The 14,370-nt window shown below is 70.1% G+C and carries 15 protein-coding genes; 9 read left to right on the top strand and 6 right to left on the bottom strand.

The window, feature by feature from the left end; translation table 11 throughout:
* The first annotated feature begins 3 nt into the window (after positions 1 to 3).
* From EV683_RS06155 to EV683_RS06185, 7 genes are all read left to right on the top strand, one after another.
* A complete protein-coding gene (locus EV683_RS06155) occupies positions 4 to 840 on the top strand; it encodes an ABC transporter permease subunit (protein ID WP_066610880.1) in 837 nt (278 codons plus the stop codon).
* Between the two features lie 63 nt (positions 841 to 903).
* The gene (locus tag EV683_RS06160) at positions 904 to 2,202 is read left to right on the top strand and encodes an NAD(P)/FAD-dependent oxidoreductase (RefSeq protein WP_131862195.1); all 1,299 of its coding nucleotides are present in this window, start codon (positions 904 to 906) and stop codon (positions 2,200 to 2,202) included.
* 77 nt (positions 2,203 to 2,279) lie between these two features.
* Entirely contained in the window at positions 2,280 to 3,545 is a 1,266-nt protein-coding gene (gene gabT / locus EV683_RS06165) for a 4-aminobutyrate--2-oxoglutarate transaminase (protein WP_131862196.1), read from the top strand.
* Positions 3,546 to 3,589: 44 nt separating this feature from the next.
* Positions 3,590 to 5,053 carry an NAD-dependent succinate-semialdehyde dehydrogenase gene (locus tag EV683_RS06170; protein ID WP_131862197.1) on the top strand — a complete coding sequence of 488 codons (1,464 nt, stop codon included), beginning with the start codon at positions 3,590 to 3,592 and terminating at the stop codon, positions 5,051 to 5,053.
* A 175-nt stretch (positions 5,054 to 5,228) separates the two neighbouring features.
* Entirely contained in the window at positions 5,229 to 5,699 is a 471-nt protein-coding gene (locus EV683_RS06175) for a YbhB/YbcL family Raf kinase inhibitor-like protein (protein WP_131862198.1), read from the top strand.
* A 104-nt stretch (positions 5,700 to 5,803) separates the two neighbouring features.
* Positions 5,804 to 6,457 (top strand): peroxiredoxin, encoded by a 654-nt coding sequence (locus EV683_RS06180; RefSeq protein WP_131862199.1) that lies wholly within the window; start codon positions 5,804 to 5,806, stop codon positions 6,455 to 6,457.
* 97 nt (positions 6,458 to 6,554) lie between these two features.
* Positions 6,555 to 7,079, top strand: coding sequence for a hypothetical protein (locus EV683_RS06185; protein WP_131862200.1), 525 nt, complete (start codon positions 6,555 to 6,557; stop codon positions 7,077 to 7,079).
* 37 nt (positions 7,080 to 7,116) lie between these two features.
* On the opposite strand, the gene EV683_RS06190 is transcribed toward EV683_RS06185, so the two are convergent.
* Both EV683_RS06190 and hemF read right to left on the bottom strand, forming a co-directional pair.
* Positions 7,117 to 7,524 carry a VOC family protein gene (locus EV683_RS06190; RefSeq protein ID WP_131862201.1) on the bottom strand — a complete coding sequence of 136 codons (408 nt, stop codon included), beginning with the start codon at positions 7,522 to 7,524 and terminating at the stop codon, positions 7,117 to 7,119.
* Between the two features lie 33 nt (positions 7,525 to 7,557).
* Positions 7,558 to 8,466 carry an oxygen-dependent coproporphyrinogen oxidase gene (gene hemF, locus EV683_RS06195; RefSeq protein ID WP_131862202.1) on the bottom strand — a complete coding sequence of 303 codons (909 nt, stop codon included), beginning with the start codon at positions 8,464 to 8,466 and terminating at the stop codon, positions 7,558 to 7,560.
* Between the two features lie 114 nt (positions 8,467 to 8,580).
* On the opposite strand from hemF, the gene EV683_RS06200 reads away from it, so the two are divergent.
* Both EV683_RS06200 and cls read left to right on the top strand, forming a co-directional pair.
* Positions 8,581 to 9,198, top strand: a complete 618-nt coding sequence (locus tag EV683_RS06200; protein ID WP_131862203.1) for a glutathione S-transferase family protein — start codon at positions 8,581 to 8,583, stop codon at positions 9,196 to 9,198.
* A gap of 114 nt (positions 9,199 to 9,312) precedes the next feature.
* Positions 9,313 to 10,749, top strand: coding sequence for a cardiolipin synthase (cls, locus tag EV683_RS06205; protein WP_131862204.1), 1,437 nt, complete (start codon positions 9,313 to 9,315; stop codon positions 10,747 to 10,749).
* Between the two features lie 73 nt (positions 10,750 to 10,822).
* Here cls and EV683_RS06210 read toward each other — a convergent pair whose 3' ends face one another.
* From EV683_RS06210 to metX, 4 genes are all read right to left on the bottom strand, one after another.
* Positions 10,823 to 11,176 (bottom strand): MliC family protein, encoded by a 354-nt coding sequence (locus EV683_RS06210; protein WP_131862205.1) that lies wholly within the window; start codon positions 11,174 to 11,176, stop codon positions 10,823 to 10,825.
* Complete coding sequence (locus EV683_RS06215; RefSeq protein ID WP_131862206.1) at positions 11,173 to 12,441, bottom strand: AmpG family muropeptide MFS transporter; 1,269 nt, start codon at positions 12,439 to 12,441, stop codon at positions 11,173 to 11,175. The genes EV683_RS06210 and EV683_RS06215 overlap by 4 nt, the downstream gene beginning before the upstream one ends.
* 90 nt (positions 12,442 to 12,531) lie before the next feature.
* Complete coding sequence (gene metW / locus EV683_RS06220) at positions 12,532 to 13,116, bottom strand: methionine biosynthesis protein MetW (protein ID WP_066610864.1); 585 nt, start codon at positions 13,114 to 13,116, stop codon at positions 12,532 to 12,534.
* A complete protein-coding gene (gene metX / locus EV683_RS06225; protein WP_131862207.1) occupies positions 13,113 to 14,258 on the bottom strand; it encodes a homoserine O-succinyltransferase MetX in 1,146 nt (381 codons plus the stop codon). The genes metW and metX overlap by 4 nt, the downstream gene beginning before the upstream one ends.
* Positions 14,259 to 14,370: the final 112 nt, after the last annotated feature.

Here is a 14,370-nt window from a genome sequence, read left to right on the forward strand (position 1 = left end):
AGCATGAACAACGCCAACAATCTCAGCGTGTTCGGCAAGCTGTCGCTGGGCGCCGGCTTCGCCTTCCTCTACCTGCCCATCGTGGTGCTCGTCGTCTACTCGTTCAACGCGTCCAAGCTGGTGACGGTGTGGGCCGGCTTCTCGACGCACTGGTACGGCGAGCTGTTCCGCGACGAGGCGGTGCTCTCCTCGCTGTGGCTGAGCCTGAAGATCGCCTTTCTGGCCAGCACGATGAGCGTGGTGCTCGGCACCATCGCCGGCCTGGTGCTGGCGCGCTTCGGCCCGTTCCGCGGCAAGAGCCTGTTCGCCGGCATGATCACCGCGCCGATGGTGATGCCCGAGGTGATCACCGGCCTGTCGATGCTGCTGTTGTTCGTGCAGATGCAGCAGTGGTTCGGCCACCCGGCCGAGCGCGGCGTGCTGACGATCTGGGTCGGCCACGTGACGCTGTGCATGGCCTACGTGACGGTGGTGATCCGTGCGCGGCTGGTCGAGATGGACCGCTCGGTCGAGGAGGCGGCGATGGACCTCGGCGCGCGGCCCTTGAAGATCTTCTTCCTGATCACGCTGCCGATCATCGCGCCGGCGATCGCGTCGGGCTTTTTGCTGGCCTTCACGCTGTCGCTCGACGATCTGGTGATCACCGCCTTCCTGTCGGGCCCCGGCTCGACCACGCTGCCGCAGCTGATCTTCTCGCGCGTGCGTCTGGGCCTGAACCCGGAGATCAACGCGCTGGCGACGATCACCGTGCTGGCGGTCGCGGTGCTGGTGGTCTCGGCCAACCGCATCATGGTCCGCGCCGAGCGCCGCCGCGCGCGGCTGGCGGCGGCCGCGGCTTGAGGGCAGGGCGCCCGCGCCGCCCTGGCCGGCGCGGGCTTTTTTCGCAACGCTTCAGGAGGGTTTATGTTCGGGTCCTTGCAGTTTGCCGGTCGGGAGCATGTCGAGTCGTGGTACGCCGCCAGCGCCGGGTCGTTCACGCCGCGACCGCGGCTGGGCGAGTCGCTGACGGCCGACGTGTGCGTCGTCGGCGCCGGCTATACCGGGCTGTCGGCGGCGCTGGAGCTGGCCGAGCGCGGCTACCGCGTCGTCGTGCTCGAGGGCGCGCGCGTCGGCTGGGGCGCGTCCGGGCGCAACGGCGGCCAGGTCTTGTCCGACCTCGCCTGCGGCATGAATCTCGTGCGCGACGAGCTCGGCCAGGACGCCGCGCGCGAGATCTGGAACATGACGCGCGAGGCGGTCGAGCTGGTCGGCCAACGTTGCGCAAAGTACGACATCGACGCCGAGCTGGTGTGGGGCTATTTCCACGCCGCGCTCAAGGAGCGCCAGCTGCGCGAGCAGGCCGCCTGGCAGGAGGACGCCGCGCGCCACTACGGCTACGACCGCTTCGAGCTGGTCGGCCGCGACCGCCTGCCCGAGATGGTGGCGTCCGAGCGCTACGTCGGCGGCCTGTTCGAGCCCGACGCGGGGCACCTGCACCCGCTGAAGTACGCGCAGGGGCTGGCGCGCGCCGCCGAGGCGGCCGGCGTGCGCATCTTCGAGCACAGCGCGGTCAGCGGGATCGTGCCGGGCGCGACGGTGCGCGTCGCGGTCGGCAAGCTCGAGGTGCGCGCCGAGTCGGTGGTGCTGGCCGGCAACACCTATCTGGGCCAGCTGGTGCCCGAGCTCGACAAGAAGATCATGCCGGTCGGCACCTACCTCATCGCGACCGAGCCCCTGGGCGAGGCGAGGGCGCGCGCGCTGATCCCGAAGAACCTCGCGGTGTGCGACGCCAACTTCGTGCTCGACTACTTCCGCTTCTCGCGCGACACGCGGCTGTTGTTCGGCGGCCGCGTCAGCTACACCGGCATGACGCCGGTCGGCCTCAGGGACGCGATGCGGCGCAGCATGCTGAAGGTCTTCCCGGGTCTTGCCGACGCGAAGGTCGAGTACGACTGGGGCGGCTTCGTCGACATCACGATGAACCGCGCGCCGCACTTCGGCCGCGTGCAGCCGAACGTCTTCTTCGCGCAGGGCTTCTCCGGCCACGGCGTCGCGCTGACCGGGCTCGCGGGCCGGCTGATGGCCGAGGCGATAGACGGCGAGCCCGAGCGCTTCGATCTGTTCGCGCGGCTGTCGCACCGCAGCTTTCCCGGCGGCGCGCTGCTGCGGACGCCGGCGCTGTTGATGGCGACCAGCTACTACCGGCTGCGCGACTACCTTTAGAGCAGGTTCTTGGCCCATCGACCGGCCTCGGCCAACGTTGGCCGAGCCGTCCCGAGTGGGACGCGAAGGAGGACAGCATGAGCATCCAGCAGCAATGGAACGAACGCCGCCGGCACGCGACGCCGCGCGGCGTCGGCCTCACGACGCAGATCTTCGCCGCGCGCGCGCAGAACGCCGAGGTCTGGGACCTCGACGGCCGGCGCTACATCGACTTCGCCGCCGGCATCGCGGTGCTGAACACCGGCCACCTGCACCCGAAGGTGAAGGCGGCGGTCGCCGCGCAGTTGAACGCGTTCTCGCACACCTGCTACCAGGTGATGCCGTATACCGGCTACGTCGAGCTGGCCGAGAAACTGAACCAGCGCGTGCCGATCGCCGGCGTCAACAAGACGATGTTCGTCACCACCGGCGCCGAGGCGGTCGAGAACGCGGTCAAGATCGCGCGCGCCGCTACCGGTCGCTCGGCGGTGATCGCCTTTACCGGCGGCTTCCACGGCCGCACGATGATGGGCATGGCGCTGACCGGCAAGGTCGCGCCGTACAAGCTCGGCTTCGGGCCGTTTCCCGGCGAGATCTTCCACGCGCCGTACCCTAACGCGCTGTACGGCGTCGGCGTCGACGACGCGCTCGCCGGCGTCGAGCGGCTGTTCAAGGCCGACGTCGACCCGGCGCGCGTCGCCGCCTTCGTCATCGAGCCGGTGCAGGGCGAGGGCGGCTTCACCGTCTGCCCGCCGGAATTCATGCAGCGGCTGCGCGAACTGGCCGACTACTACGGCATCCTCTTGGTCGCCGACGAGATCCAGACCGGCTTCGCGCGCACCGGCCGCCTGTTCGCGATGGAACACTACGGCGTCGAAGCCGATCTGATCACCATGGCCAAGTCGCTGGCCGGGGGCTTCCCGCTCGCCGGCGTCACCGGCCGCGCCGAGCTGATGGACGCCGCGGCCCCGGGCGGGCTCGGCGGCACCTACGGCGGCAGCCCGATCGGCGTCGCCGCCGCGCTGGCGGTGCTCGACGTGATCGACGACGAGCGGCTGTGCGAGCGCGCCGACCTCATCGGTGCCAAAATCCGCGCGACGCTCGAGGCGGCGCGCGCCGACGTGCCGGCGATCGCCGAGGTGCGCGGCCTGGGCGCGATGGTCGCGGTCGAGTTCTTCGGCCCGGACGGCCAGCCGTCGGCCGAGATCGCCAACGCGGTCAAGGCGCGCGCGCTCGACGCCGGGCTGATCCTCCTGACCTGCGGCAGCTACGGCAGCGTGATCCGCTTCCTGTGCCCGCTGACCATCGAGGACGCGGTGCTCGACGAGGCGCTCGCGATCCTGAACGTCGCGCTGCGCGGCTGAAACGAACGAAATCGGCCGGCGACCCCGGCCGGCAAGGAGACACCATGTTGCAACTGAAACGTCCCGACCTGCTGCGCAATCAGGCCTTCGTCGCCGGCCGCTGGGTCGGCGCCCCCAGTAAGGAGGCGACCATCGTCGTCAGCAACCCGGCCACCGGCGACACGTTGGCCGAGGTGCCGCGCCTCGGCGCCGTGGAAACCCGCGCGGCGATCGCCGCCGCCAAGGCCGCGATGGCCGAATGGAAGACGCGCCCGGCCAAGGCGCGCGCCGCGGTGCTGCGCCGCTGGTACGAGCTCTTGATGGCGAACCAGGAGGACCTGGCGCAGATCCTGACCGCCGAGCAGGGCAAGCCGTTGGCCGAGGCGCGCGCCGAGATCGCCTACGGCGCCGCCTACGTCGAATGGTTCGCCGAGGAGGCGAAACGCGTCTACGGCGACACCATCCCGGCGCCGACGCCGGACCGCCGTCTGGTGGTGATCAAGCAGCCGGTCGGCGTCGCCGCCGCGATCACGCCGTGGAACTTCCCGAACGCGATGATCGCGCGCAAGGCCGCGCCGGCCTTCGCCGCCGGCTGCGCGATGGTGCTCAAGCCGGCGTCGCAGACGCCGCTGTCGGCGCTGGCGCTGGCGGTGCTGGCCGAGGAGGCCGGCATCCCGGAAGGGCTGTTCAGCGTGCTGACCGGCGGCTCGGCCGAGATCGGCGGCGAGCTGACCGCCAACCCTCTGGTTGCCAAGCTGTCGTTCACCGGCTCGACCGAGGTCGGCCGGCTGCTGATGGCGCAGTGCGCGCCGACGATCAAGAAGCTGTCGCTGGAGCTGGGCGGCAACGCGCCCTTCATCGTGTTCGACGACGCCGACCTCGACGCGGCGGTCGACGGCGCGATCGCGTCCAAGTACCGCAACGCCGGCCAGACCTGCGTGTGCGCGAACCGGCTGTACGTGCAGGCCGGCGTCTACGACGCCTTCGTCGACAAGCTCGCCGCGGCGGTCGCGCGGCTCAAGGTCGGCCGAGGCGTCGACGACGGGGTGACGCAGGGCCCGCTGATCGACGAGAAGGCGGTGCGCCAGGTCGAGGCGCACATCGCCGACGCGCTGGCCAAGGGCGCGACCTTGGTCGCCGGCGGCAAGCGCCATCCGCTCGGCGGCACCTTCTTCGAGCCGACCATCCTGTCCGGCGCGACCGCCGACATGCGCGTCGCGCGCGAGGAGACCTTCGGCCCGCTGGCGCCGGTGTTCCGCTTCGACACCGAGGCCGAGCTGATCGCCGCCGCCAACGACACCGAGTTCGGCCTGGCGAGCTACTTCTACAGCCGCGACATCGGCCGCGTCTGGCGCGTCGCCGAGGCGCTCGAGTACGGCATGGTCGGCGTCAACACCGGGCTGATCTCGAACGAGGCGGCGCCGTTCGGCGGCGTCAAGCAGTCCGGCCTCGGCCGCGAGGGCTCGAAGTACGGCCTCGACGACTACCTGGAGGTCAAGTACCTGTGCTTCGCGGGGTTGGAGCGCTGAGCCCGGTCCAACGCCTCATCCGCTCGGCCAGCCCCGGCGGTTGGCCGAGCCCGGTTTGTCGCGCGCCGGCGCCGGAAAAAAGCCGTTCCCGCACGGATCGGCGCGTCTTCGGCAAGGGGAAGGGCGGGCTATAGTGGGCGGGAGGAATCCGTCTTCATCTCAGGGAGGCCAGACCATGCCGTTCATCCTCAGCTCCGACGCCTTCGCCGACGGCGGCGCGATCCCGTCGCCTTACACCTGCGAAGGCCGGGACCTGTCGCCGGCGCTGGCCTGGCGCGGCGCGCCGGCCGGCACGCAAAGCTTCGCGCTGATCGTCGACGACCCGGACGCGCCCGACCCGGCGGCGCCGCAGACGACCTGGGTCCACTGGCTGCTCTACAACCTGCCGGCCGACTGCGCCGGCCTGCCCGAGGGCGTCGCGACGCTGCCGGCGGGCACGCGCGAGGGCCGCAACGACTGGCAGCGCACCGGCTACGGCGGCCCGTGCCCGCCGGTCGGCACGCACCGCTACTTCCACAAGCTCTACGCGCTCGACGCCGTGCTGCCCGAGCTCGGCGAGCCCGACAAGGCCACCCTCGAAGCGGCGATGCGCGGCCACGTGCTGGCCGAGGCGGTGCTCGTCGGCACCTACCGCAAGGCCGGCTGAAGCCGCGCCGTTCGCGTCCGCGCCGCCGGGCGGCAGCCTATACTTTCCACGTCCCCGGGCGGCGGCGTCTGCCCGGTTCGCCCCTCTCTCCAAGGAGTTCGAACATGACGATCCGCATCGGCGACGAAGCGCCCGACTTCACCGCAGAAACCACCGAAGGCACGATCCGCTTCCACGAATGGATAGGCGACGGCTGGGCGATCCTGTTCTCGCACCCGAAGGACTTCACGCCGGTCTGCACCACCGAACTCGGTTACATGGCCCGCCTCAAGCCCGAGTTCGACAAGCGCAACACCAAGATCATCGGCCTGTCGGTCGACCCGGTCAGCGACCACAAGGCCTGGGTCGGCGACATCGCCGAAACGCAGGGCTGCGCGGTCAACTACCCCTTGATCGGCGACGCCGACCTGAAGGTCGCCAAGCTCTACGACATGATCCACCCGAACGCCAGCGCCGGCCCGCGCACCGCGGTCGACAACGCGACGGTGCGCTCGGTGTTCATGATCGGCCCGGACAAGAAGGTCAAGGCGATGCTGGTCTACCCGATGAGCGCCGGCCGCAACTTCGACGAGGTGCTGCGCCTCCTGGATGCCTTGCAACTGAACGCCAGGCACACCGTCGCGACGCCGGTGAACTGGCGGCCGGGCGACGACGTGATCATCCCGACCTCGGTGTCCGACGAGGACGCGCGGAAGAAATACCCGGACGGCTTCAAGACGCTCAAACCGTATCTGCGCGTGGTGGCGCAGCCGAAGTAGCGCGGCAGGCAAGGGGAAGTCCGGCGGACTTCCCCTTTTCGCTGTCGGCCCGTACGGGGGCGTGCGCCAGGACGAAGCAGGCAGGAAGGGAAGAAAAATGAGAACAGCGTGCGCGGCGATGTTGTTGGCCGGTGCGCTGCTGGCCGGGTGCGCCAGCGACATGACGGTCCGGCTGGCGAGCCCGGCGCCGACTTCCGCGCCGGCGCTGGCCACGGTCAAGGTCAACGACCTGCGCGCGCCGGGCGTGGCGGCGAGCAAGCGCGAGGCCGCCTTCGGCGTGCCGATGGGCAATATCGCCTTCAACCCGCCCGAGGCGCAGGTGGTCCAGCACCTGCTGGAGACCGAGCTGTCTCGCAAGCTGGCGGCGTCGGGCGGCCGCGGGGCGCGCAGCTACGAGTGCGACCTGATCGAGTTCGGCGCCAACACCGTCACCACGCCGCTGTACTGGGACGTGGTCGGCCGGGTGCGGCTGGCGCTGAAGGCGGACGGGAAAAAGCTCGACCTGCGCGGCGAGAAGACGGAACGAACCTACCTGTGGCCGGGCGAGAGCGTCGTCGCCTCGACGGTAGAGAGCGCGCTCGAGCAGATCGCGCGCCAGGTGCGCGAGGCCGACTTGCCGTAGCGCAAGTCCCCGCAAGGTTGGCCGAGCGCGTTGGCGTTCAGGCCGGCGCCTGGTTGAACTCGATCACGTTGCGGTCCGGGTCGCGCACGAACAGCGCGCGGGCGCCGCCCTCGAACACGACCGGCCCCTCGCTGATCGCGACGCCGGCCGAGCGCAGCGCGCGCTCGACGGCGTCCAGGTCGGACACCGCCAGCGCGACGTGCGTGTAGCCGGCGCGCTTGACGGGGACGTCCATCAGCGCGTTCGGCGCGTCCGGCTCGGCGGCGTTCAGGATGAAGTTGACCGCGACGCCCGACGGATGGACGAGGATCGCGACCGGCTCCGGCCCGAGCGGACCGGCGACGAAGGCGAAGCCGAGCCGCTCGTAGAAAGCGCGCGAACGCGCCAGATCGTGCACGCGGATGCCGACGTGGGCGATGCCGGTGATCAGCGAATCGAGAGCCATGGCTTCCTCCTCGTCGAAGCGGGCGGGGCCGGTTCACACCCAGTCGCGCGCCGGCAGGTATTTCTCGTACAGCTCGGCTTCGGGCGTGCCCGCTTCCGGCTGCCAGTTGTACTGCCAGCGCACCAACGGCGGCATCGACATCAGGATCGACTCGGTGCGCCCGCCCGATTGCAGGCCGAACAGCGTGCCGCGGTCGAACACCAGGTTGAATTCGACGTAGCGGCCGCGACGGTAGAGCTGGAACTGCCGCTCGCGCTCGCCCCACGGCGTGCCCTTGCGGCGGTCGACGATCGGCAGGTAGGCGTCGAGGTAGCCGTTGCCGACCGCCTGCATGAAGTCGAAGCAGCGCTCGAAGCCCCAGGCGTTCAGGTCGTCGAAGAACAGGCCGCCGACGCCGCGCGCCTCGTCGCGGTGCTTGAGGTAGAAGTACTCGTCGCACCATTGCTTGTACTTCGGGTAGACGTCGGCGCCGAACGGTTCGCACACGCGTTTGGCGACGGTGTGCCAGTGCACGACGTCCTCCTCGAAGGCGTAGAACGGCGTCAGGTCGAAGCCGCCGCCGAACCACCACACCGGCTCGGCGCCGTCCTTCTCGGCGACGAAGAAGCGCACGTTGGCGTGGCTGGTCGGGATGTAGGGGTTCTCCGGGTGGATGACGAGCGACACGCCCATCGCCTCCCAGCGCCGGCCGGCCAGTTCCGGGCGGTGCGCGGTCGCCGAGGCGGGCATCGCGTCGCCCATCACGTGCGAGAAGCCGACGCCGGCCTGCTCGAACACCGCGCCGCCGGCGAGCACGCGGCTACGGCCGCCGCCGCCGCCCTCGCGCTGCCACACCTCCTCGGCGAAACGCGCGCGGCCGTCGCGCGCCTCGAGCGCGGCGCAGATGCGGTCCTGCAGGTCCATCAGGAAGGTTTTGACACGGGCGATATCGGGCTGGCTCATCGGGATTCCTCGCTGAAATATTCGCCGCCATTGTACTGCAGCGCCGAGCGCGGCCGCGTTTCCCCTTATCATCGGCGTGATTCTCATCAAGCCGTTCGACAACAAGGAGACGCCATGATCACCCTCTATACCTGGGGCACGCCCAACGGTCGCAAGATTCCGATCGCGCTCGAGGAGCTCGGCCTCGCCTACGAGGTGAAGCCGGTCGACATCGGCGCGAACGCGCAGTTCGCGCCCGACTTCCTCGCCATCAGCCCGAACAACAAGATCCCCGCCATCGTCGACGCCGACGGCCCGGGCGGCGCGCCTATCGGCGTGTTCGAGTCGGGCGCGATCCTGATCTACCTCGCCGAGAAGACCGGCCGGCTGTTGCCGGCCGACGGCGCGGCGCGCTACGCGGCCTTGCAGTGGCTGATGTTCCAGATGGGCGGCTTCGGGCCCTTCCTCGGCCAGGCGCACCACTTCAACCGCTTCGCGCCCGAGGCCGTGCCGTACGCGCAACAGCGCTACAACGCCGAGGCGCAGCGCCTGTACGGCGTGCTCGATGCGGCGCTCGACGGTCGCGATTTCGTCGCCGGCGAATTCTCGATCGCCGACATCGCGCTCTACCCGTGGGCGGCGCGCCACGAGTGGCAGAGCGTGAGGCTTGCCGACTTCCCCAACGTCGCGCGCTGGTTCGCCGCGCTGTCGCAGCGCCCGGCCTTCGTCCGCGGCATGGCGGTGCCGGCCTGAGCGGGCGGGGCGGCCGGGCCCTCCTGCCGCCATCGACTACCCTAGTAGCAGAGAACGCATACGGCATGTCCGGATGGGCCGAGTCATGCCGTCGCCGCGTCCTCGCCCCTGTCCATGACCTTCGGCCTGCTCGACATCAGCCTTACCCTGCTGGCGCTGCACCTGGCCGGCGTCGCCGCCGCGGTGCACGCGGTGCTGACCGTGCGCACCTCGCAGGGCGCGGTCGCCTGGTGCATCGCGCTGTTGACCGTGCCCTACCTGACGCTCTTGCCCTACCTGTTCCTCGGCCGCCGCCGTTTCGCCGACTACGTCGCCGCGCGCCGCTTCGTCGTCGAGCGCATGCACGAGCAGGCGGCGCAGCTGGGCTGGCGGCCGCTGCGCGAGCTGGCGTCCGACCTGATCGTCTCCCCCGGGCACGGCTGCGTGCGCACCTGGTCGCGGCTGGCCGGCCTGCCGACCACCGGCCACAACCGCGCGCGGCTGCTGGTCGACGGCGAGGCGACCTTTGCCGCCATCCTCGCGGCGGTCGGCGCCGCGCGCCACTGCGTGCTGGTGCAGTCCTTCATCGTGCACGACGACGCGACCGGCCGCGCGCTGCAGCGCGTGCTGATCGAGCGCGCCGCCGCCGGCGTGCGCGTGCACTTCCTGTACGACAGCATCGGCAGCCACGCGCTGCCGGCGCGCTATATCGAGAGCTTGCGCGCCGCCGGCGTCGAGGCGCACGCCTTCGTCGCGACGCGCGGCGTGGTCAACCGTTTCCAGGTCAACTTCCGCAACCACCGCAAGCTGGTCGTCGTCGACGGCGAGCGCGCCTTCGTCGGCGGCCACAACGTCGGCGACGAATACCTCGGCCGACGTCCGCCGCTGTCGCCGTGGCGCGACACCCACGTCGAGCTGCTCGGGCCGGTCGCGGCGCTGTTGCAGCTGTGCTTCACCGAGGACTGGTACGCGGCGACGCAGCGCGTGCCGGCGCTGCGCATGCCGAAGCAGGCCGACGGCGGGACGGTGGCCTGCCAGGTGATCCCGAGCGGGCCGGCCGACCGCTTCGAGACCGGCTCGCTGATGTTCGTCGAGGCGATCCACGCGGCGCGGCGGCGCCTGTGGCTGAGCAGCCCCTACTTCGTGCCCGACGAGGCGGTGTCGGCCGCGCTGCGGCTCGCGGTGCTGCGCGGCGTCGACGTGCGCGTGCTCCTGCCGTCGCGGCCCGACCACCGCGTGGTGTTCGCCGCCTCGACGCTGTACGCCTGCGAGGCGGCGCGCGCCGGGGTGCAGGTGTTCCGCTACCGGCCGGGCTTCCTGCACCAGAAGGTCGTGCTCGTCGACGACGAGATCGCGCTGATCGGCAGCGCCAACCTCGACAACCGCTCGTTCCGGCTCAACTTCGAGCTGACGGTGGCGACGATAGACGCGCACTTCGCGCGCGAGGTCGAGGCGATGCTGGCCGCCGACTTCGCCCGGGCCGAGCCGCTCGGGCCGGGCGCGCTGGCAGCCTTGCCGCTGTGGCGGCGCGTCGGCATGAGCCTTGCGCGGCTGTTCGCGCCGATACTCTGACGCGCGTTGCACGCGCAAAAAAGCTCGGCCAACCTTTGAAGGTTGGCCGAGCCGTTCGCGGCGTGCGCCGTTCCTACGGTCGCGCCCGGCAGTCGCGCGCGATCATGCGGCCGCCGCGGGTGGTCAGGAAACCGTCGTCGCCCTTGCTCCACCAGATCAGCTGGCGGTTGGCGTAGCGTGCGCCGCTGCCGCTCTTCACCAGCGTGAGCCGGTAGCGCTGGCCGCGCCAGCTAAGCTCGATCGGCTCGCGCCCGGCGTCGGCGTAGGCCGGGTAGCGCACCGTCAGCGTGCGCTCGCCGGCGCAGCGGTAGTGTACGGTGAACGGCGTCGCGCCCTGTTCGGCGACGGGCGCGCTCGTTTCGTCGGCGAAGGCCGGCGCGGCCAGCGTGACGAGCAGGGCGGCGAGCGGGGCGGATAGGCGTTTCATGCTTCCTCCTTGGCGCCCCACGGGGCGACTTTCCACAACAGCGCCATGCCCGGCAGCGCGAGCGCGGTGCACAGCCAGAAGAACGGCACCCAGCCGAAGGCCTCGACCAGGAAGCCGGTGCCGGCGTTGGCCACCGTGCGCGGCACGGCGGCCAGGCTGGTGAACAGCGCGAACTGCGTCGCGGTGTAGGCCGGGTGGGTGGTGCGCGCGATGTAGGCGACGAAGGCGGCGGTGCCGAGGCCGACGCCGAGCGCCTCGAAGCCGATCACCACCGCGAGCATCGTCAGCTCGGGCGCGCCGATCGCGGCGAACGGGCCCTTCGCCGCCAGCCAGGCGAAGCCGACGATCGACGCGACCTGCACCACGCCGAAGGCCCACAGCGCGCGGTTGATGCCGAGCTTGACCATCCAGACGCCACCCAGCAGCCCGCCGAACACCGCCGGCCACAGCCCGGCGTGCTTGGCGACCAGGCCGATCTCGGTCTTCGAGAAGCCCATGTCGAGGTAGAACGGCGTCGCCAGCGCGGTGGCCATGCTGTCGCCGAGCTTGTACAGGAAGATGAAGGCGAGCACGGTCAGCGCGGCCTTCCAGCCCGAGCGCGTGACGAACTCGTGGAACGGTTCGACCACCGCCTCGCGCAGCGTCTTGGGCGCGGCGCCGACGAGCCTGGGTTCGGACACCAAGAGCGTCATCGCGACGCCCGGCAGCATGAACAGCGCGGTGACGAAAAAGACCGTCGCCCACGGCAGGTGGTCGGCGAGGATCAGCGACAGCGAGCCGGGAACCAGGCTCGCCAGCCGGTAGGCGTTGATGTGGACGGTGTTGCCCAGCCCCAGCTCGTGGTCCTTGAGGATCTCGCGCCGGAACGCGTCGAGCACGATGTCCTGGCTGGCCGAGAAGAAGGCGACGCCGACCGCGAGCGCGGCGATGCTCCAGATGTCCTGTTGCGGCGCGTACAGGCCGAAGGCCGCCATCGTCGCGATCAGCGCCAGCTGGGTGCCGAGCATCCAGCCGCGCCGGCGGCCCAGCCACGGCGGCACGAAGCGGTCCATCAGCGGCGCCCACAGGAACTTCCAGGTGAACGGCAGCTGGATCAGCGCGAACAGGCCGATCGCCTTCAGGTCGACCCCTTCGCTCCTGAGCCAGGCCGGCACGAGGTTGATCAGCAGGTAGAGCGGCAGGCCGGAGGCGAAGCCGGTGAATACGCAGGTCAGCATGGTGCGGGAGAACACCGTGCTCTTGAGCGTCGTGGAAGTCTCGGTCATGGGCGGCGGGCCGGCAGAAACAGGGTTGGCCGAGCAGACCGTCGCGACGTTTCGCTCGGCCACGGCCAACCCTGAGGGTTTGGTAGGGCCTTAGGGACGGCCGATGCGGTAGACCGCAAGGCTGCCGCGCAGGTTCGGCAAAAAGCGCACGCGCTCGTCGTTGTTCAGCACCACCCGCTCGCGGATCGCGATGCCGTTCTTGGCGCACAGCGCCTCGAAGTCGCCCAGCATGCACCAGTGGATGTTCGGCGTGTTGTACCACTGGTAGGGGATGGTCTCGGACACCGGCATGCGGCCCTGCATGATTTGCAGGCGGTTTTCCCAGTAGCCGAAGTTCGGGAAGGTGACGATGCCCTCGCGGCCGACGCGCAACAGCTCGATCAGGATTTCCTCGGTGTTGCGCATCGCCTGCAGCGTTTGCGACAGGATCACGTGGTCGAAGCTGGCGTCGCCGAAATCGGCGAGGCCGGCTTCCAGGTCGCTCTGGATCACCGGCACGCCGGCGGCGACGCACTTGACCACGTTGTCGACGTCGATCTCGACGCCGTAGCCCTGCACGCGCTTGTCGCGCATCAGGTGCGCCATCAGCGTGCCGTCGCCGCAGCCCAGGTCGAGCACGCGGCTCTTGGGCGGGATCCAGTCGGCGATCACCTTGAGGTCGGCGCGTAACTTCATCTATTGACCTCCTCGTGCACGCGGTTCAGGAAGGCGTGCATCAGCTCGTGGTAGGGGTGGTCCATCATCAGGAAGGCGTCGTGGCCGTGGCCGGAGGCGATCTGGGCGTACTGCACGCGCTTGCCGGCGGCCACCAGCGCGTCGACGATCTCGCGCGAGCGGCCCGGCGAGAAGCGCCAGTCGCTGTCGAAGCTGACGACGAGGAAGTTGGCCGAGGTGCCCGACACCGCCTTGACGAGGTCGCCGCCGAAGGGCTTGGCCGGGTCGAAGTAGTCGAGCGCCTTGGTCATCAACAGGTAGGTGTTGGCGTCGAAGCTGTCGGAGAACTTGTCGCCCTGGTAGCGCAGGTAGGACTCGATCTCGAACTCGACGTCGAAGCCGTACTGGTACTCGCCGGACTTGAGCATGCGGCCGAACTTGGCGCCCATGCCGTCGTCGGACAGGTAGGTGATGTGGCCGAGCATGCGCGCCAGCCTGAGGCCGCGGCGCGGGATCGCGCCGTGCTCGTAGAAGTCGCCGCCGAAAAAGTCCGGGTCGGTCAGGATGGCCTGGCGCGCGACGTCGTTGAACGCGATGTTCTGCGCCGACAGCTTGGGCGCCGACGCGATCACCAGCGCGTTCTTGACGCGATCGGGGTAGTCGATGCTCCACTGCAGCGCCTGCATGCCGCCGAGGCTGCCGCCGATCACGGCGGCGAAGGTGTCGATGCCGAGCCGGTCGGCCAGTCGCGCCTGCGCTTTCACCCAGTCGCCCACGGTGACGACCGGGAAGGCCGAGCCCCACGGTTTGCCGGTGTCCGGGTTGATCGACGACGGGCCGGTCGAGCCGTGGCAGCCGCCGAGGTTGTTCACGCCGATCACGAAGAAGCGCTCGGTGTCGATCGGCTTGCCCGGGCCGACCATATTGTCCCACCAGCCGGGGTACTTGTCGGCGTCGCTGTAGCGGCCGGCGACGTGGTGGTGGCCGGACAGCGCGTGGCAGATCAGCACGGCGTTGCTTTTGGCCGCGTTGAGCGTGCCGTAGGTTTCGAATTGCAGTTGGTAGGCCGGCAGCGCCGTGCCGCATTCGAGCGCCAGCGGCGATTCGAACACGGCGGTCTGGGCGCGCACCAGGCCGACCGAGCGGGGCGTAGTGGTGGACATGGCGTTAGGGCTTGCGGGCGTCTGACGCCGCCGCGGCGCGCGCGTCGGCATCTCTTTATCGTGTTGTAGGATTGTGTCCGATTATAACGGCATTCGCGGCCCTGTCAGTCCC

Source organism: Crenobacter luteus, from assembly GCF_004345725.1.
Taxonomy (GTDB): Bacteria; Pseudomonadota; Gammaproteobacteria; order Burkholderiales; family Chromobacteriaceae; genus Crenobacter; species Crenobacter luteus.